Source organism: Paenibacillus sp. FSL K6-0108 (assembly GCF_045040695.1).
Taxonomy (GTDB): domain Bacteria; phylum Bacillota; class Bacilli; order Paenibacillales; family Paenibacillaceae; genus Paenibacillus; species Paenibacillus pabuli_B.
Genome location: NZ_CP150288.1, coordinates 1,111,529 through 1,131,327 on the forward strand (window position 1 = coordinate 1,111,529; position 19,799 = coordinate 1,131,327).

Here is a 19,799-nt window from a genome sequence, read left to right on the forward strand (position 1 = left end):
GAGACCGTCTGGATTTACGAAAATTATTTTAAAGGATAAGGATACATACATGATGTAAGAATCTCTGACTTCTGCTCTTCTGTACGTTCACGTGGAGCAAGTTCTTCTGCGTAGGAACGCTCTAGCTTGTTGCGCATAAATGTCTCAGCATATGCATTGGGACGGGAGTGAAAGTCTTTGGCGAACTCTTTGAATGCACTGACTTCACGTACCTTTTCCAGCACGCTGTTCAACAAGGGGCTGCCCGCATATAGCAGGGAATCGGTCTCTTCACATTCAAACTTGAGATAGAGAAGGGCCTTCTGTAATGCATTGATCTCGCCTTGGGTAAGGTGAACCGGTTGCGTAGCATTTTCTCCCGATTCTTCACTGGACTGGTCAGGATTTTTGTTAGGCTCATCTGTATTACGGGATGGCTCTTCCTGCTTATTCATTGGTTGTCACTTCCTTGCTTTGAATGTAACACCCTCTTCGCAGAAGCGCCAAAATCAGGATCGGATTGAAGAGATTCCAACACAGACGTGGCTCCAGAGACATGTTGATGTGCAACTAGAATGGCAAACGCCGCTCCTTTGACCAAAATGTACGCATCCCCCTCCAAAACCTCCTGCGCCAACTTGATCTCGGTCTCGGTAACAGGCAATAAGGCGAGCGTTTGCAAGGCGTAGTTCTGTACATCCTCATCTTCATCCGAATTACGAACAAGCTGTCCCGCAGCATAAAGAATGTCACCCAGGAGAGCAGAGGAGCCTGCCATACCAAGAGCACGCCAGGCTTCGATCCGTACCAGATCTTCTTCATGAGAATCCATGCCAATATCGAGAACTTGCTGAGTAAGGTGGTTATCCGTCAGCTCGATCAAGTCACGAAGGGCCTGTAGTTTTTGTTCTCCACTGACTGCTGCAAAATCGGGCTGGGGCGGAAGAATGATCGGACGGGCAGTCAGGGCCTCCTCCACAATCTGTTCGGGTGTCAGGTCCCGATCATCCCAGAAAATCAGATTGCTGATCTCTGCATAAGGCAACTTTTGCTCTAATTCGGCTAGCATGTCATCCAGTTCATCTTCGGTTCCTTCGGCATTCATCAGCTTGCGAACTAATTCTACCAAGTGCAAATGATTAGACATATCGATACCTCCTGAATGATTAATAGAGTGAACAATTTAGTCTTTCATGGGTTGATCCAATGGATCATACGTAACGATAACAGGCAGTAATTTGGGCTCAAGCATTAGGTTAATGGGTTTTCCGTCATGATCAGCATAAGAAATGAAATAGCTCCCAAAATGAGATTCATAGATGAAATCCCTGTATTGAAAGGATCGTTCGGGGTACTTTATGTTTACATATAGCGTAGTTACCCCACGGGCAAAGGTTGCTTTCAACATCGGAATTTGAGCCAAAAGTATAATTGCGACCAGAACAATGGCTGTACGTTTAGCGAGACGGGTCAGATGGATTCCCCCATAATCGTATAATGATTTTTACTAAGTAATGAAGGTCCATCTATAACCAGATGTCACTCCACGAGTATAGCAAGATTGCCAAACTGTGCTCCCTTTTCCATACGTTCGAATGCTTTCGCTGTGTCCTGTAGCGGATATATGCTATCGATAACAGGATGTATATCATGCTGCTCCACCCATTGCAGCATCTGGACAAACTCCTCACGGCTGCCCATGGAGGTGCCAAGCAGGCTAACTTGAGGGAAGAAGATCGAGCGAATTGGAACAGTCAGATCATCTCCCGAGCTGGCACCGTACATCACGATACGTCCACCTGGTCTGATTATATCAAAATATTTCGGGAACATGGCTTGTCCGATGCTATCCAAGATGATGTCAACAGAAGCGAGATCGTTCTGCGAACCCCAGTCTGCATGACTATCCAGAGCCTGGAAAGCGCCCAGACGCATAGCCTCTTTTCTTTTGGTTTCACTTCTGGACGTTACGGTTACTCTCGCCCCAACGGCTGCGGCCATCAGCAGGGCATATGTCGCTACACCGCCCCCAATGCCGGGAATGAGGATATGTTCACCCTGCTTAAGTTCGCCACGAGTAAATAAGGCGCGATATGCTGTCAGAGCCGATAGGGACAACACCCCTGCTTCCGCCCATGATAGATGAGAAGGTTTTGGTAAGGCATTTCTGGCGGGCAGCGTAACATATTGTGCGAGAGTTCCATCCGTAGGGCCCCCTACAATATCGGGCACAGTGGGTACGTCAACTGCGTGGTCCCAACCGAGAGTAGGGTGGATAATGACCTCATCACCTACAGATAAGCCTTCTACACCTTCGCCAATCGCTACGATTACACCTGCTCCATCGGAACCAAGAATGAGTGGTGTGTCCTGGAATGTACGTCCTGCCATGATGAACAGATCACGATGATTAATTCCAGCAGATTTCAGTTGGATCTGTACTTCACCGGCTTCTGGTGCCCGAGATGTTGAATCTGTATATTGAAGACCTTCAAGGCCGCTCTGGCCGGAATGTATCATAGCTTTCATTTTCAAAAATCCTCCTTGTGTATAAAAAACTTCACTACTGAGCCTCATTGTACAGATGGGGCAGATTCACGTAAAATGAACAAAAATGAATGTCAGTATCAATTCAGATCATAGATAACAAGCAGGTGATCAGGGCATGGATGCAGGAGATTTAAAAATATTTCAGGCGGTTGCCCGCGAAGGCAGTATCAGCAAAGCCGCATTAGCGCTGAATTATGTGCAATCCAATGTAACAACGCGCATTAAACAGCTGGAGAATCAGCTGCAGGTACCACTGTTTCATCGTTCCAACCGGGGCATGTCGCTCACACCGGCGGGTGAGAATTTGCTGGGATATGCGGATAAAATATTACATTTGTTATATGAAGCGGAGCAGGCAGCTCAGATGGGGAATCCACCCGCAGGGATGCTCCGTCTTGGCGCAATTGAGACGGCGGCTTCCAGTTATTTGACACCGATGCTTGCTGAGTACCGCTTATGTTACCCTGAAGTTCAGCATTCGCTAATTACAGGAGGTACACATGAACTCAATCAGAAGGTCATTCAACATGAGCTGCACGGTGCTTTAATATATGGCCCGATTGACCATCCTGAGCTGAACTATATAAAAGTGTACGACGAAGAATTAGTACTGATTGCCGAACCCGGAATCCTTGAGATGCATGATGTATTGCGTAGACCCATGTTATTTTTTGAAGTAGGGTGTACTCATCGCGCTCATGCAGAAGCCTTTTTGAAAGATCAAGGCGTCGACTCCCTCAATGTTACGGAATACGGAACACTGGACACTATCTTGAATGGCGTATCTGCCGGATTGGGTGTGTCATTGCTCCCACGCTCCTCTGTTAAGAAAGCAGAACAGAGAGGCGAGATTACAATACTGTCTTTACCAGATCCGTATCGCAGGTTGGAAGTAGGATTTGTGCATTCCCGGAGTAAGCATCTCTCCGGAGCGCTTGGTGCACTGATTCTGATGATGACGAAACAAGGACCAGAACAATAAAAGGAGTGAATAACCTTGAAGGAAACAGAGTTAACGTTAGCGGAAGCATTTGATCAGGCAGAGTTTATTATAGGCGGCCATGGCAGCCGTAAAGTCAAAGTGCTTCAGGAAGTTCTAGCGCAGGTGGATGGGGAACAATTTAGTGACCATTATGGCAACGGCCAAATTATTGATCAATTTCAGCAGCAGATGGCTGATGTCCTGGGCAAGGAATCGGCTGTATTTTTCCCCAGTGGTACGATGGCACAGCAAATCGCGCTGCGTATCTGGTGTGACCGCAAAGGCATCAAGCGGGTAGCCTACCACCCATTATCTCATCTGGAAATCCATGAGGAAGATGGACTGAAGGAACTGCATCAGATTGAAACCATTTTGCTGGCGGACGAGGACCGTTTGATTCGATTGGAAGATGTAGAGGGGATCAATGAGGAGATTTCCTGTCTGCTGCTAGAACTGCCACAGCGCGAGATTGGTGGACAATTGCCGGCCTATGAAGAACTGGAAGCAATCTCGGCCTATTGCCGTGAACGCGGGATCAAGCTTCATCTGGACGGGGCACGCCTGTTCGAAATTACGCCTTATTATCAGAAGACACCAGCCGAGATTTGCAGTCTGTTTGATAGTGTCTACGTATCTTTCTACAAAGGCATTGGAGGCATCGCTGGGGCTATATTGGCAGGGGATACGGATGTTATGCAAGAATCGAAAATATGGAAGCGTCGGCACGGCGGCGATCTGATCGGCCTATATCCCTACATTCTCAGTTCTCAATATTATTTCAATGAACGAATTGGCAAAATGGAGCTTTATTACGAGCAGGCCAAGGAACTGGCTTCCTTGTTGAATGCGTGCCACGGTATAACTACATTGCCAGAAGTGCCCGTCTCCAATATGTTTCACGTACATTTTCCATTGGCCCAAGCCGAGGTGGAACGTATTCTGGCATCCATGGCTCAGCAATTTGGCATAGGCATGACATCGTATTTGCAGCAAACCAGTGCCCATAGCTGTGCTTTTGAATTGTCAACGGGGGATCGTTATTCGAATGTTCCCAAGGACAAGCTGCGTTCAGCGCTGCAATGGCTGGATGAAGAACTGCGGAAACATGTGAACTAAAATAAAGCTATGGCTATTATGTATTATTATGCCTTATCCACTTTGCTGGATAGGGCTTTTTTGTTGTCTTTTAACATTTCCATTGCATGAATGAGCATTGTTTCTTAGACCAAAGTCCGATTTGATTATAAACATAGTCATTGAATGAATGCACGAATCTGTAGCAAAAACAGGCATACAGATTCATTCCAATATTTACCTTATCATGTAAAATAACTTATGTAATATATTCCAAATAAGGGATTGTGATCAAAGCGATAACGTTTTAATAATTTCAGGAAGAGAAAGGATGAGCATGATGTTTTCACGTCAAAAGTTTACGTTAGCTGTAATGTCACTTGCTTTATCTGTAACAATACTGGGAGGCAGTGCAGGATGGTCTGGAGAGGTGTCCGCAGCTGAAGCAACCGATTCGAGTATATCGATCAATGCCATCTTATCAGACATGCCTTCGGAATTGAGATCATCCATTGAGTGGGTGTATACCAATCGTATGATTAAGGAAGGGTCCGTTAACCGGAAGAACCTGATCTATGACCAGATCTTTGCAGGCAAAGGCACCATCAATTATGTGGTTCGCTGGCAATCGACCAAGAACCTGACGCTGCAACAGCGCAAGGATATTGAGAAGATGCTTGGACGGCAAATGAACAACTGGACCAAGCATCTGAAAGGATACGATGGTTGGCCTTATGGCGATATTGCAGTCAAAGTTGTTGGGTGGGCTGTAGCCAATCCGGCACAAATTTTGGACAAACAGTCTAATGAAATTGTGTATACGACCACAACCGTGGATGAGCTAAGTAAATCAGATCCGCGCATTCCGGCAGCTTTACCTTATGCCCCAAGCGCACTGTCACGCTTTGAACACTTCACCAATCCGAACTATGTTTATCCTGGGGGACTGGACAAGCGGTTCGACATGTATCTGTGGGGTACATCCAACTTTGGCGGCGGTGCTGGTGGAGACTGGGGGCAACGGGTATCTGACGACTACATTTTGAGTACGGTGAACAATAATGAAATACAAATTACGGAGCATGAAATTGGACATGGTTTCGGAATGCCAGACTTCTACGAAACACAGGATCGTCCACCGGGTGGTTTCCCGCTGCCTACGATTATGTGGGCAGGCAACTCATCTACAATTACAAATTGGGATGTATGGTTGCTTCGTTATACATGGAGCCAACTGAAGAAGGATACCGCCCGTTTCCCGATTACACCATCCACCAATCAACCTGGTAATGTAGCTTTGAGCGCCATAGTGACAACCTCCTATGTTTCTCCTTGGGAAACGATTAATGCACTGAATGATGGTTTGGACCCGGCGCATTCCAATGACCGTGCTCAGGCTGTGTATGGGAACTGGCCTGAAACAGGAACGCAATGGGTGCAATATGAATGGGATCGTCCGTATACGGTGTCACAGAGTGATATTTACTGGTTTAAGGATAATGGGGGGATTGATGTGCCTCGCTCGTACAAGGTTCAATATTGGGATGGGAATGCATGGCGTGATGTGAGTAACGCCAAAGGTCTGGGCACACAGGCGAACACTTATAATACCACGACGTTTGATCCGGTAAGCACGACAAAGATCCGTCTCCAGATGGTGGCAAATAATCCGGCCTCCACAGGCATTCTGGAATGGAAAGTTACAGGTGTCGCGTTATAAGATAGGGTTCAATCAATGTGAATTGGCTGATCAGTGGCGAGAGTCCTGATTCAGCCTTTTTTGCAGGAAAAGGAAGATAGGTGACGAAAGGTACTTTAATGCAGCATAAATGCAGCTTCTGTATCACACGGCGTTAATAGTGAACATATTCGTGGACCACAATTTCATGAAGTTTCATGTTCAGGAACAGATGAAGTAACAGGCTAGTCGGAAGGGACCTGGACTCCATTGTAGCAATGGCAGATTAATAGGTGAAATATCTTTTAACCTCATCTTTGATACGAAAAAGATATCAATGAGCCTTCCAGTGCAACTAAAACTTGCAGTTGTATTTAGGCTTGCTCATTGCTCCTGCATGTATTTGCGATAGAGGGCAGGTGTAATTTCCTCGAATTTTTTGAATATTTTAATAAAATAACCCGACTCATTGAACCCCAGTTCATCACTGATCTGTGATACCGGCATATCCGTGACTTCCAGCAATTGCTTGGCCCATTTGATTTTGAGCCGTGCAATATAAGTCGTGAAGTTCTCGCCCGTTTCTTTGGCAAACAGCCTGCTGAAATAACTTGGACTCAGATGGCACAGTTCGGCCATTTGTTTGAGCGAGACCTGCTCACTCTTGTGACTGTGAATATATTCAAAAGCAGGCTGGAGCACCGGGCTGGAGCTCTCTGTATCACTTGGACTGTTTTTGAGATAGGCATCTGCAATCGCATTGGTCATTTCTTTTTTGATGGACTCAATATTACGGATGGAGTATCCAGGCAGAATGGTGGACAGATTCAGAGACTCCTGATGACCCGAAGCTTTCTCGAACATCTCCACAAGCAGATTTTTATTGAGCGCTTCCTCTACAATATAGTTACAGAGTAAGGAAAGCATATTGGAAATTTTCACAACCTCTTCATAGGTCATGACAGGCAGCTGGTCATAATCGTCCTGTAATTCCTTCAGTTTTGCAGCATGCAGAGGCACGTTCTTGGACGTGACGATCTGTTCCAAATCTGTCCCTTTCTCCGGATCAGCGAGTTTCACCTGTCCTGCCATTACCGCACCGATATATTTTCCATCAATGGTGATTGGAATCGCGATATCCACGATATTGAAATGACACAGGTAGACATAAGGCTCATTTAATCGAACGGCTTCCAGCCCACCACGGGAATCACATTTCTGGCAGTAGGGAAGCAGTTCGGGATCTTTACGAACATTTTGGCAAAAGTCCTGGCAGCTGCTATGGCTGGTTACGGGAATGCCTTTATAGTCGACGGTTAGAATGGCCAGCTTGGTTACGGTGGCAAGAGAATCCTGTAGACGCTTCCATTTGTTCAGGTCGAGGATTTTATTAATATGCAAATACTCTTTAATCATGGGTGACCCTCCATAGCTAACCTGATGAATGATTTCGTACGTTAAAAGTTAGCAAGTTGTACATATTAAGATGAGTTAATGACGGGTAATGTATAGATGATGTCAAAATTAAACCATCGCATGACAATAAGATACCATGATTTCGTTGAAAAGCAAAAAATTACGATTGCAAATTATAATTATTTGTTATCAAAGTCCACTGTAAACCTCACATGCATGGTATATATTTAGGTTAATTGTGAGCATTTAAAATTTAATGTATAAGTCCATCCAAGAATTACATCAGGTTAACTTATATCATCCATAGGAGGTTTATATCATTATGAGAAAAGCATTTATTAGTCCAACGAAATATGTACAAGGTGAAGACGAATTGTTGAACCTCGGTTACTTTGTGAAATCCTTTGGTGAATCTGCATTGCTGATTGCACATCCGGATGATGTACAGCGTGTAAAGGCGAAGCTTGATGCAACGGCACAGAAGTTCAATATTACATTTGTTGAAAGCGGTTTTAGAGGAGAATGCTCCCGCGAGGAAGTCGCTCGTCTCCAAGAAATTGCGAAAGAAAAAGGATGCACTTGTACGATCGGTCTTGGTGGCGGTAAAGCGATCGATGCAGCCAAATGTGTAGCAGAAGGTGAAGCGCTGATCATCTGTCCTACCATCGCAGCAACGGACGCGCCAACAAGTCACTCGGCTGTGTTATATACGCCTGAAGGTGCTTTTGATGACTATGCGTATTTCAAACAAAGCCCAAGTGTTGTTCTCGTGGACACAACGGTTATCGCAAACGCACCAACACGGTTCCTCGTATCCGGTATGGGTGACGCGTTGTCAACGTACTTCGAAGCAAGAGCTACAGCGAAGTCATACTCTCGTGTGAATGCTAGTTTGCCGATGGGTTCCCGTGAAGGATACACGCCATCCGCAGTAGGTACGAATGCAGCACTTGCCCTTGCCAAGCTGTGTTATGAAATGCTGCTGACGGACGGAGTAAAAGCGAAAGTAGCCAGTGACAGCAACGTCGTGACTCAAGCGCTGGAAAACATCGTTGAGACCAACATTCTGTTGTCTGGACTTGGATTTGAAAGTGGCGGGCTGGCTGCTGCCCATGCGATCCACAACGGTTTGACTGTTCTGGAGGGTACACATCACTTCTTCCACGGAGAAAAAGTATCCTTCGGTACGATTGCACAGCTCGTCCTTGAAAATGCACCAACCGAAGAGCTGCATGAAGTCATGGACTTCTGTCTCGCAGTGGGTCTGCCTGTAAGCTTGGCGGATATCGGTGTAGATACCATTAGTCAGGAAGAGTTGTTGAAGGTGGCCGAGATCGCATGTATTCCGGAAGAATCCATTCACGCCATGCCGTTCCCGATTACGGTTCCTGAAGTGGCTGCTGCCATTGCGGCTGCTGACCGTATGGGACGGGACTACAAAAAAGCTCGCCGGGAGGCGAAATAAATGAAAAAAATCATCAATCAGGCTGAAAATGTTGTCATGGAAATGTGCAACGGGATTGCGCTGGCGCACCCGGAGCTTGAATTTTTGAAAAAATATAAAGTGATTAAACGCAGAGAGATTAATGCCGACAAAGTCAGCCTGATCAGCGGCGGCGGCAGTGGACATGAACCAGCTCATGCAGGTTACGTTGGCAAAGGCATGCTGGATGCTGCAGTTTGTGGAGATGTATTCGCATCTCCTTCCCAGATTCAGGTATACCAGGCGATCAAGGCCACAGCCAGCAGGAAGGGTACGCTGCTAATTATCAAGAATTACAGCGGCGACATGATGAACTTCAAGAATGCAGCGCATCTTGCCGAGGAAGATGGCATTGACGTGCAATATGTTCGGGTTGAGGATGACATTGCTGTACAAGACAGTCTGTATACAGTAGGACGCCGCGGCGTTGCAGGAACCGTTTTGGTGCACAAAATCGCTGGAGCCGCAGCCGAAGAAGGCCGCAGCCTGGCAGAGGTGAAAGCCGTTGCGGATAAAGCAGCTCAGAACGTGCGCAGCATCGGATTTGGATTCACCTCCTGTACGGTGCCTGCCAAAGGAACACCGACGTTCGAAATCGCTGAAGATGAGATGGAATTCGGGGTAGGCATCCATGGTGAGCCAGGCATTCGCCGCGAGAAGCTTGTATCTGCGGATGAGCTTGCAGGACGCATGGTTCAAGCGCTGCTTGCAGACATGAAGCTGGACAACGAGGCATCCGCTGAGATTGCTGTGCTTGTTAATGGCTTCGGTGCTACACCGTTGCAGGAGCTTTACCTGCTCAACAACTCGGTTCAGCGTGAGCTGGCACAGCATTCAGGACTGAATGTAGCCACTACGTTTGTTGGCAATTACATGACGAGCATCGATATGGCAGGCGCATCGGTAACCATCCTGAAACTGGATGATGAACTGAAAACGTTGCTGTTCAAGGAAAGTGATACACCGGCGTTCAAAGTGTCTGGTCCTCCGGCAGCGCAAGTGGCATATTCCGAAGCGTTGGAAGCTGTCGTGACTGAAGATGCGCCTGTATCCTACGAAGTGGAGACACCGGCATCTTCTGCGGTAATCAACAACAATCAATTCACCTTGGATAATATCGTCTACCTGATCGATAAGATGAGTGAGATCATCATCAAGAATGAAGTGCCATTCTGTGAACTGGATTCCCATGCGGGTGACGGCGACTTTGGCATGAGCGTAGCGAAAGGCTTCAGACAGCTCAAACGTGAATGGAACCATATCTTGAACGAAGAGAAAAAGAATATCGGTTCATTCCTGGGTGCATGCTCTTTGGTCATTATGGAATACTGCGGCGGTGCCTCAGGTCCAATCTGGGGTTCGGCATTCCGGGCAGCAGGCAAAGCCGTTGGTGACAAGCAGCAATTGAACGTTGCAGAGTTCGCTGACATGATGCAGGCGGCAGTAAAAGGAATTCAATCTACAGGGGAGCGCTCCTTCGGACGTGGTGCCGTTGTAGGTGACAAAACATTAATTGATGCACTCGTTCCTTGTGCCGATGCCTGGACGCAAAGTGCGAAGTCTGGAGATGACTTCAAAACGGCTTTTGCCAAAGGATCGGAAGCGGCAGTAGAAGGCGCGAAGAAAACCGAAGACATCGTGGCACGCATGGGCCGCGCGGGTACGGTTGGCGATCGCAGTCTGGGCTACCCGGATGCTGGCGCATATGCGCTGGGGGTTATTTTCACAGAATTGTCTGAGTCAATGAAATAAATATAATGTGACTAGTCAAGAGTTGTTGATGTAAGAATATATGCGAAGAAAAGGAGCTGTCACAAAAGGAGTTCCGCCTCGCTCCAAGCGCTAACGAACTTACCGCACCTTAAAAGGCAGATCATCAACGGTTGCCAGATTTAACGAACCTCAGTCACGCTATTTCGTCATAAAAGGGCGTTGAAGCCTCAAAAATAAGCCAAATCGATGAAATAACTTCTCTGTGATTCGTTAGATCCCAGATCTGGTCATATAGGAGCGAATAGCGTGTGTCAGGTTCATTAAAACAAAATAACGCTTAAAAGGGGATGTCCACCGTCATATTCATGACTTAGGGGACATCCTCTTTGTCATTTTGATCGTTCGCTCACGCTCGTGGAATCGATCTTCAATCGCATCGAAGGTTTGATGCTGCCTCCTGCCTCCCCTTGGTTTGTTATTCTTTTTCATTTTCCTCACTGGTGAAGACCTGACTCCTATTTTGACACGATTCTGTTCTGTTATTTATTGGAATATGCCGTTGTCCCTTTTGTATATAGATTTTCCACTAACTCAAAAAATTCTTCCGGCGATAAATCCTTTTGTCGCTGGAGCCAAAGACGAAATAAAGAGAGTGATGTTGAAATGTGAAACTCGATCAGGTATGGCGTTAAGGGGCTGTTTGGCGGTAGGTTTAATTCCAATCTGCCAAGGGTGATTTCTCTTTTCAAGCGTTCTAAAAAACGAATACTGCCATAGTCGCCCAAAAGGGCATTGAGAACCGAGAGATATTCCTTGTTTTCCAAACAATGAAACGCATCTTGAATAGTATGTGAAGATAGCTCTTTTTTTGCCAATTCTTCTTTTATGTAGTTCCATAAGTCATTTTCAACAAAGTCTAACAATTCGTAAATATCAGTAAAGTATTGATAAAATGTGCTGCGGTTATATCCCGCCTTATTCGTAATCTCTTGAACCGAGATTTTTTCAATCGGCTTTTGACTATATAACTCACAAAAAACATTGATAAACGTTTGTCTTGTTTTTTCCGTGAATTGGGGCTGCTTTTTCATTTTTTTCTCCTATCGGTACCAAGAGTATCATCCGACAAATAATTAAAAATTGATGTTTGATCAAGGGGATTATAACGATTTATGATTAAATCATACAACACGTTGTTGCATAGTCAAGAGAGATTGTTTAAAAAAAGAGGGAGGATGTTATGTCCGTTAAACAACATAGAATTTTAATATATGGTGCAGGTGTTATAGGGAGCATATACGCAATGAGATTCATTGAAGCAGGACTTGACGTTACGATGTTTGCACGTACTGATCGATTTAAAACATTGAAAGAAAAGGGCCTGCAATATAATGAAAAAGGTACGGTTAAATCGATTAAAGTCAATGTCATTGATACCCTTGAAAATGATGATGTATATGATTTTATTTTCGTTACTGTTCGTTATGATCGAGCCGAATCAGCGTTGTTAGCCCTACAAGACAATCAAAGCAAAACTATTGTTACAATGACTAATAATTCAATTGGATTTGCTTCGTGGCTAGAAATAGTTGGAGATAGACTTTTACCCGCTTTTCCCGGTGTTGGCGGACAGATTAAAGAAGGAATATTGTTTGCCCGAATTCCACCAAAGACTCTTGTGGCTACTGTGTTCGGAGATATGAGTGGTTTAGTGACAGAACGTGTAGAGAACCTGGCAAAAATATTTAAAACAGCAAAACTCCCTTGGGCAATTAAAAAGGATATGAGATCGTATCTAATAACACATGCCGTATCAGACATTGCATTGCTTGGCTTTTTGAAAATGGATAATAAGACCATTGATTCCAATACAGCTAACAACAGAAAAACGGCACACGAAATAACACACACTTTAAAAACATATCTGAGGGCCATACAAAAAGCGGGCGTTGCTATTAATCCATCTGCATTTAAAATAGTGCTTTCATGTCCAGATTTCATTTTGGATTCTTTATTTATGATATGGTTGCGGACTAAAATGGTAAAGGATATGATGTTGCCAGACTATGCGAGTAGTGCAAACAACGAAGTTGTGCAGCTGAATAACGATTTATTGAAGTTTTTGAGTCAAAAAGGTATTACACCCTAAGAACAAAAACAGAGATTAGGGTTAGTACGTTGTAACGACATGTTACTGATATTCACATGACCGCCCCTGTAGCATGACTTGCAGAGCGGTCTTTTTGATATAAAAAAGGAATGCTTGCAGGCTGAAACTTGGATTGTTTACGCCAGATAGTGTAATCTGGAGATCAGGTACATAAGGATTTTGCATAGATCAGAAAGTGACGTTGCATTCGTTAAAATGCTAAAGCAGCACTCAATTTTGAACGAGAAGGGATCGGGATGATTCGATGACGCAAAAAATCTATTATGACTCCGCATACACACGCGAGTGGCATACACAAATTACAGGCAGAGTAGACAAGGAAGACGGTATATATGTGACGCTGGCAGAGACGGCTTTTTATCCGCATGGGGGTGGGCAGCCTTGTGATCTGGGACAGATCGGCGGCATGGATATCTTGGATGTAATTAGTGAAGATGGTGAGGTGCTGCACAAGCTGGAACGTGCGCCGGAGCAGAATGACGTGGATTGCCACATCGATTGGCAGCGCAGATTTGATCATATGCAGCAGCATAGCGGGCAGCATTTGCTATCGGCTATTACGCTGAAGCTGGCAGATGCGATGACGTTCAGTTTTCATCTGGGCACAGATTATATCACGATTGATGTGGCCGCAGCCGAATTGGGAGCGAACCAACTGGCTGCCATTGAAATGGAGGTCAATCAGCAGATTTACCGGAATGCCAAAATCAGCAGTTCCTGGGTCACAGCGGAAGAAGCGGCCCGTCTGCCACTGGTGAAGCAGCCTACCGTAACCGAAGATATTCGCATCGTGGAGATCGAGGGTGTGGAATATAACGCTTGTGGTGGAACACATGTGTCGGCCACGGGTGAGATCGGGATTATCAAACTGTTGAGAACGGAGAAAGTGAAGGGTGGCACCCGGATTTATTTTAAATGCGGATACCGTGCATTGAATGAGTTCAACGCCGCGCAAAGCGTGCTGACCGGAATTACAGCTAAATTGAAGACCAGCCGGGAAGAGCTTGCGGAACGGATCGACAAAATGGAAGCAGAACAAAAGCAGCTGCAAGCAGAGTTAAACGCGGTGAAAGCTTCCAATGATGCTTATTATGCGCAGGAGCTCCTATCTGCACGGGAAGGGCTTGTCATTGCCCAAATCTTTGAGGACAAATCGCTCAAGGATATGCAGAGTCTGGCAACCAAGCTGACATCGGAACATGAGGGACTAGTACTCTTTGCCAGCATCTCGGAGGCCAAAGTTGTATTGGCACAGAACGGGCAGCCGCCAGAGTGGGCTTGTGGACCTTTCTTCAAGGGCAATCTCGGAGCCTACCAGGGCAAAGGTGGCGGCAGTGACAAGATGGCTCAGGCGGGCTTTGCCAGCAGCGAAGATGCGATCGCATTTTATGAATTTACGAAGGATCAACTGGGACATCACTAATCAACCGTCCCGCTGTTTAATAGGACCTGGGCTAAGTAGATCGTGACGTGGGATCAAAAGCAGAGGGGGGACCGATAGATGACAGAACGCATTCCGTGCATACGAGAGGGGTGCCCAAATACGATTTTGCCAGCAACGGCTGCCAAAACAGGTGGGTACTGCATGCCTTGCAAGCAGGAGATGGAACGCGAGGCACATCAAAGATATATTGAAGCCCATCGACGCGACGTGAACTTGTATGAGGGAATGACGGACCCTGTGGAGATTCTGAAAATCATGCATACCCGCCAGGTTCATGACCCACTAATCCGTTATGCGGCATATGAGCAATCCAAAGAACAGGTATATCTGTCCTTGTCTACAGAGCAGCAAGGCCTCATGATCGATTATGCGATGCAACAGATTCGTACAGGGGATGAGGATACAGGCAAAGATATTTTGGTATATCTGGTTTGTTACCATGATGCCTCGTTATCTGCACTGATTCCGGAGCTGTTGGAGCGCGAAATCTACTACCCTGTCATTTTGTATAAGAGTGCCTCTGCCAAAGTGCGTGATCAACTCTTGCAGCAGGTGAACACCGATGATGAGAATCGAAATATTCTGCTGCTCATGCTCGCTTATATTGGAGATGAAATTGTGGTACGTCAGTTCCAACAATGGAGGCAGTTTCCACCTCACTGGGCAGATCAGTTACATGTCGCGCCAGAGCACTATACAACCGAGGCCGGTTGGGAGTTGACGAATGAAGGGCAGCGCAGGGATTTATTTACCACCCCATGTTATTCACTCTATAAAGTAAAAGAGGATGATGGGGCTGACAACACATCCAATGGCGATCCAATCTCCATGCTTCTGCCCAATGCCGATAACTGTAAGTGGTGTGGCAGTTCGTTAACGACCTTAATTGATCTGGATGTACAGCATCCAGCATTGCAGGATGTTGCTTGGAACAGCGAGCGACTTCAAGTGCGGACTTGCGTGATATGCAGCTGTTATGGCGTCGTTTATATGGAAATGGATTCAGCAGGTAAACCGTGCTGGAGTGCACTTAATGTGATGCCAATGGGGGCGGATGATCTTGACCCGGATGACTATGTTAAGCTTGCACCGGATGCAGGGCGGCATTTTCGGATAGCGACTGCACCGCGTCAGCCGTTCCATGCCAGTGAGTGGGCAATGGAGCCTTCTGCATCCCAGATCGGGGGCCATCCCGGATGGGTTCAGGACGCGGAGTATCCGATCTGCCCATGCTGTTCCATGAGAATGAAGGCTATCGGACAACTGGACTGGGGCGAGGTTGAGGAATACGGAGAAGGCATATATTACATGTTCATTTGCGAGCCATGCCAGCTGACTGCGGTATCTTATCAACAGTCCTGATGAAGGAAGTAATGATTGGATTATTTCATAAAATTCAATTCAGAAGTTGGAATGACAGTCGAATATTCAAAAGGGGCTATCTGTATGGTTAGAACATTACAGGATAGCCCCTTCGTATGACCAGAGGCAGTCCCACAGGTCATGAGGATTATACTGGACGCCGCATGTACACGTTACTTTTTTTCTAACGAACCTGGTACACGTTATTTCCTCCCATTTGCATCGTTCTGAGATGTAACGAATTACAGAGACGTTATTTCATCGATGCGGTCGATTACAAGGCTCTGCCCCTGTTGTTACAGCGAAATAACGTCACTGAGATGCGTTAAAGTTTGCATGCCTTGAGAATCCGCCGTTTAAGGTGTAACAGATTCGTTAGCGTCCTGGGCAAAAGGAGAAATGAAATTTCGGGCTGTCTCATTAGTGACCTTTTTATTTAACGGCTTAGAGTTCTGCCGATGCCTGTGTCAGAAGGTCAGCGAGCCACTCATAGTCCGGCGTATCTTTTTCCTTGATCTTGATGGTTTTGCGTTCCGCGGGGCCTTCAAATATCCCATCTGGCAGATCAAGTCCGGCTGCATTGAAGATCGTGAAGGATACAGCCGGCTTGGAAGGGGAGATGACCGCCGCATATTTACCGTTTTTCAGGAAATGAGGTTTTTTGTACTGCACACGTTCCTCTACTTCAGGGATGGACTCATGTACCAACTCCCGCAGTTTACTTGCAACCTGGACTTGCCATGGTACCGTGATCTGTTCGATAAATTCAGTGACTTCCGCATTCCTATTCATGCTTGTCCACCCTCCACATTGATTTGATTTTGTGCTTCCCATTCAGGTCTCAGAATTCCCATCATTAAGCGATCATAGCGTTTTCCATCACGATACACGGCTGATCTGGCGCGACCTTCCAGCTGAAAGCCGACCTTCTCATAGGCACGGATGCCCTTTGCATTGTAGGCGATGACATCCAGTCCTACCCGGTCCAGATTCAATTCATGGAACGCATATCTCAACATGAGATTCAGCGCTTCCGTTCCGTACCCCTTGTTGCGATGCTCTGCGAGTCCGATGCCAATGGCAAGCTGTCCGCAGCGGTTATTCCATTCAATGCTGTGAATGACAACGAATCCGATCAATTGTTCATCCTCATGTGTACGAAGCCGGAAGTAAACTTCCTTGTCCTTTGTCTCGCCTTCGTCTTCGAGCTGTTTTTCCGAATAAGGGATGGCAATGTCCGTATCCACATTTCGCAAATATTCAGGGTCTTCATTCCATTGCAGCATGGTTTGCACATCTTCTGCACGGGGAGGAGTCATCTTCAACCGTTTACTATAAAACAGATTTTCAGCTGTTAGTGTCATGGGAGGCTCCTTTGGATCAGATAGCCTCACTATAATGGAAATTTCAGGGCACCACAATAGACATTTTATTCGTGTTTCTGAATCTGTTGTCAGGAAACCTGTCATGGTAGTATTATATAACCAATAGACATATATTCAGTGGTACAACACACAACAAAATGGTCGGCAGGAGTGGTAGATGTGGAGATCAAAGTAGACGATTTGAGCGGTCCTCAAGTCATTGGGTTAATCGCAGAGCATATGAAAGGGATGTTGGCAGATTCGCCGCCAGAGAGTGTTCATGCGCTTAATTTGGATGGACTGAAGAAACCTGAAATTACTTTCTGGTGCGCCTGGGAGGCGGAAGAATTGCTGGGCTGTGGTGCAATGAAAGAATTGAATTTGGAGCATGGGGAACTGAAATCCATGCGTACAGCATCGGCTCACCTGAGAAAAGGCGTGGCGAGACACATCCTGGCCCATATTATCGAGGTTGCCAAGGATCGGGGCTATAAACGGATTAGCCTGGAGACAGGTTCGATGGATTCTTTTATCCCGGCGCGGAAGCTGTATGAGGACTTTGGATTTGTATACTGTGAGCCATTTGCGGATTATATTTTGGACCCGAACAGCGCTTTTATGACGAAGGAATTATAATTGCATGATAAGCAGAAAAGAATAGCAGGAACACAGGAAAGGAAACCAGCATTCTGTTGCATACAGACCGCTGGTTTTTTGCGTGTAATGATTGTTTTACGAAGTGGTGAATGGCAACAAATCATACATATTGGAGATGGGAAGAGGAGTAGAATATATTCAAATGAAAGAATGGGATTGTATACAGATTTCCTTTTATCATTGTGGGGTATAAAACATAGGTCTTGTCAGCATTGGTTTGGGATGAATTGGCCGTACGGAACTTCTGGGCTGATCCATGAACAATAGGGTATACTGGAATTTATGTTTTAGAAAACATAACAGAAGAACGTTTTTTACATCAGGAGGATTTGAATTGGCTCAGACAGAAGGAACATTGCAGAAGAAACTTAAACCAAGGCATATTAACTTTATGGCTATGGGCGGTGTCATTGGAACCGGAATTTTCAAAGGCAGCGCTGAAACGATTGGACTTGCAGGTCCAGGAGTCATTGTAACGTACATTTTTGCAGGATTATTGCTGCTGGTTGTCATGGCTGCGATGGCGGAGATGGCTACGGTGTACAAGAACAAAAATATGAAAGACTTTGTGCAGGAAGCGTTCGGCAGCAGAGTCTCCTTTATCATGGGATGGATGTATTGTTTCCTCTGGTTATCGGTATGTGTCATTGAGGTGATCGCAGCAGGAAGCTTTTTGCAGTATTGGTTCACAGAAGTGCCGCTGTGGATGCTGAGCTTAGCATGTGCGGTGTTTATTATACTGATCAATCTGCTGAGCGTAGGTGTATTTGGGGAATTTGAGTTTTGGCTGGCAGGCATTAAAATCGCCATGATCATTATTTTTATTATCCTCGGCGCCGGTCTGATCTTCGGGATCATTCCAAGTGACAACACGCCTTATCTGCAAAATTACACACAAGCAGGCGGTTTCTTCCCTAATGGATGGTCATCGATCTTCTCGGCATTATTGGTCGTCATGTTCTCGTATGGAGGATCTGAGCTTATCGGCTTGACCTTAACGGAGACGGAAAATGCGGACAAGGTGATGCCCAAAATCGTGGGGAACTTCATGCTGCGAATTATTTTATTTTTTACCCTGCCGATTCTCATCATCTGCGGGCTCATTCCGTGGAATGAAATCGGACCTGAGAGCAGTCCGTTTGTACAGGTGCTTGCCTCAACGGGACTACCCGGAGCCGCGCATATCATGAACTTTATTTTGGTAACCGCCGTTTTGTCTGCTGCGAATTCGGGCATTTACGGCGCATCCCGGATGATGCATTCCATGGCGGTAGGTGGTGAAGCTCCCAAGGTATTATCACAAACGAATCGTAACGGCAGCCCGGTAAATACATTGTTGGTATGTGCTGTGATTCTGCTTGGAGGCTCCATGCTGGGGCTGTTCGCACAAGATCAGCTCTTCCGCGTTCTGCTGGCGGTTCCGGGATTTGTCGTGATGCTCGTATGGATCTGTATTGCCACCTCACAGCTGAAACTGCGCAAAAGATATCCGATACAACCGACATTTAAGGTCTGGGGATTTCCTTACGTAACTGGGGCTGCTGTGCTGTGTCTCGGTGTCATTGCAGTACTGTTCGTATTTGATGAGGGCAACCGTTTTAGCATCAGCATCTGTCTATCTGTACTCGCGTTACTGATTCTCTGGTCTCTGATTCGATTCAGGAAGACAAAGGGACCTGTTGTATAATCGTGTAAGAGTATAATATTTGTGCAATATCCAAACATCCTGGCGCTTGTGTCAGGATGTTTTTTTTGTCGAAAACGGGAAGCAGACAGCTCATTTGAGTTGGGTGAGGTGCTTAATTTATACAATCTGCGGACGTTTGATATCAAAATTGTTATGATAATGTCGAAGGCTTTTTAATAGTTTGTTTTGAAATACTTCGGTATTTGATAAATCTATTCCGAATTTTTTTTCCGATGATAG

18 protein-coding genes are annotated in these 19,799 nt (G+C 45.9%); 10 read left to right on the forward strand and 8 right to left on the reverse strand.

What is annotated here, in order from left to right:
- Nucleotides 1-23: 23 nt before the first annotated feature.
- The 4 genes from MHB49_RS05250 to MHB49_RS05265 all read right to left on the reverse strand — a co-directional run bounded on the left by MHB49_RS05250 (nt 24) and on the right by MHB49_RS05265 (nt 2,508).
- Nucleotides 24-434: a hypothetical protein gene (locus tag MHB49_RS05250; RefSeq protein WP_405155304.1), complete on the reverse strand. Its 411-nt coding sequence runs from the start codon at nt 432-434 to the stop codon at nt 24-26.
- Nucleotides 431-1,126 carry a hypothetical protein gene (locus MHB49_RS05255; RefSeq protein ID WP_405155305.1) on the reverse strand — a complete coding sequence of 232 codons (696 nt, stop codon included), beginning with the start codon at nt 1,124-1,126 and terminating at the stop codon, nt 431-433. Before MHB49_RS05255 ends, MHB49_RS05250 begins: the two co-directional genes overlap by 4 nt.
- Nucleotides 1,127-1,162: 36 nt before the next feature.
- The gene (locus tag MHB49_RS05260) at nt 1,163-1,387 is read right to left on the reverse strand and encodes a hypothetical protein (protein WP_247900875.1); all 225 of its coding nucleotides are present in this window, start codon (nt 1,385-1,387) and stop codon (nt 1,163-1,165) included.
- 131 nt (nt 1,388-1,518) lie between these two features.
- The gene (locus MHB49_RS05265; RefSeq protein ID WP_405155306.1) at nt 1,519-2,508 is read right to left on the reverse strand and encodes a zinc-binding dehydrogenase; all 990 of its coding nucleotides are present in this window, start codon (nt 2,506-2,508) and stop codon (nt 1,519-1,521) included.
- A 136-nt stretch (nt 2,509-2,644) separates the two neighbouring features.
- On the opposite strand from MHB49_RS05265, the gene MHB49_RS05270 reads away from it, so the two are divergent.
- The 3 genes from MHB49_RS05270 (at nt 2,645) to MHB49_RS05280 (ending at nt 6,305) form a co-directional block, all read left to right on the forward strand.
- The gene (locus tag MHB49_RS05270) at nt 2,645-3,511 is read left to right on the forward strand and encodes a LysR family transcriptional regulator (RefSeq protein ID WP_405155307.1); all 867 of its coding nucleotides are present in this window, start codon (nt 2,645-2,647) and stop codon (nt 3,509-3,511) included.
- 15 nt (nt 3,512-3,526) lie between these two features.
- Nucleotides 3,527-4,627 carry a threonine aldolase family protein gene (locus MHB49_RS05275; RefSeq protein ID WP_405155308.1) on the forward strand — a complete coding sequence of 367 codons (1,101 nt, stop codon included), beginning with the start codon at nt 3,527-3,529 and terminating at the stop codon, nt 4,625-4,627.
- A gap of 298 nt (nt 4,628-4,925) precedes the next feature.
- Nucleotides 4,926-6,305, forward strand: a complete 1,380-nt coding sequence (locus tag MHB49_RS05280; RefSeq protein ID WP_405157051.1) for a discoidin domain-containing protein — start codon at nt 4,926-4,928, stop codon at nt 6,303-6,305.
- 342 nt (nt 6,306-6,647) lie between these two features.
- Here the strand turns inward: MHB49_RS05280 and MHB49_RS05285 are convergent, their stop codons facing one another.
- Entirely contained in the window at nt 6,648-7,679 is a 1,032-nt protein-coding gene (locus MHB49_RS05285) for a PocR ligand-binding domain-containing protein (protein ID WP_405155309.1), read from the reverse strand.
- A 322-nt stretch (nt 7,680-8,001) separates the two neighbouring features.
- On the opposite strand from MHB49_RS05285, the gene MHB49_RS05290 reads away from it, so the two are divergent.
- Both MHB49_RS05290 and dhaK read left to right on the forward strand, forming a co-directional pair.
- Entirely contained in the window at nt 8,002-9,144 is a 1,143-nt protein-coding gene (locus tag MHB49_RS05290) for a glycerol dehydrogenase (protein ID WP_247900880.1), read from the forward strand.
- A complete protein-coding gene (gene dhaK, locus MHB49_RS05295; protein WP_405155310.1) occupies nt 9,145-10,914 on the forward strand; it encodes a dihydroxyacetone kinase subunit DhaK in 1,770 nt (589 codons plus the stop codon).
- A gap of 500 nt (nt 10,915-11,414) precedes the next feature.
- On the opposite strand, the gene MHB49_RS05300 is transcribed toward dhaK, so the two are convergent.
- Nucleotides 11,415-11,966 (reverse strand): TetR/AcrR family transcriptional regulator, encoded by a 552-nt coding sequence (locus MHB49_RS05300; RefSeq protein WP_405155311.1) that lies wholly within the window; start codon nt 11,964-11,966, stop codon nt 11,415-11,417.
- Nucleotides 11,967-12,115: 149 nt separating this feature from the next.
- Here MHB49_RS05300 and MHB49_RS05305 point away from each other — a divergent pair, with 149 nt between their 5' ends.
- The 3 genes from MHB49_RS05305 to MHB49_RS05315 all read left to right on the forward strand — a co-directional run bounded on the left by MHB49_RS05305 (nt 12,116) and on the right by MHB49_RS05315 (nt 15,851).
- Nucleotides 12,116-13,024: a ketopantoate reductase family protein gene (locus MHB49_RS05305; protein ID WP_405155312.1), complete on the forward strand. Its 909-nt coding sequence runs from the start codon at nt 12,116-12,118 to the stop codon at nt 13,022-13,024.
- 265 nt (nt 13,025-13,289) lie between these two features.
- Nucleotides 13,290-14,468: an alanyl-tRNA editing protein gene (locus tag MHB49_RS05310; RefSeq protein WP_405155313.1), complete on the forward strand. Its 1,179-nt coding sequence runs from the start codon at nt 13,290-13,292 to the stop codon at nt 14,466-14,468.
- Nucleotides 14,469-14,546: 78 nt separating this feature from the next.
- A complete protein-coding gene (locus MHB49_RS05315; RefSeq protein WP_405155314.1) occupies nt 14,547-15,851 on the forward strand; it encodes a DUF1963 domain-containing protein in 1,305 nt (434 codons plus the stop codon).
- Nucleotides 15,852-16,295: 444 nt separating this feature from the next.
- Here MHB49_RS05315 and MHB49_RS05320 read toward each other — a convergent pair whose 3' ends face one another.
- Nucleotides 16,296-16,643, reverse strand: coding sequence for a DUF1801 domain-containing protein (locus MHB49_RS05320; RefSeq protein ID WP_405155315.1), 348 nt, complete (start codon nt 16,641-16,643; stop codon nt 16,296-16,298).
- A complete protein-coding gene (locus tag MHB49_RS05325; protein ID WP_405155316.1) occupies nt 16,640-17,215 on the reverse strand; it encodes a GNAT family N-acetyltransferase in 576 nt (191 codons plus the stop codon). Before MHB49_RS05325 ends, MHB49_RS05320 begins: the two co-directional genes overlap by 4 nt.
- A gap of 180 nt (nt 17,216-17,395) precedes the next feature.
- On the opposite strand from MHB49_RS05325, the gene MHB49_RS05330 reads away from it, so the two are divergent.
- Complete coding sequence (locus tag MHB49_RS05330) at nt 17,396-17,851, forward strand: GNAT family N-acetyltransferase (protein WP_247900888.1); 456 nt, start codon at nt 17,396-17,398, stop codon at nt 17,849-17,851.
- A 355-nt stretch (nt 17,852-18,206) separates the two neighbouring features.
- Nucleotides 18,207-19,559, forward strand: a complete 1,353-nt coding sequence (locus MHB49_RS05335) for an amino acid permease (RefSeq protein ID WP_405155317.1) — start codon at nt 18,207-18,209, stop codon at nt 19,557-19,559.
- Nucleotides 19,560-19,799 lie beyond the last annotated feature (240 nt).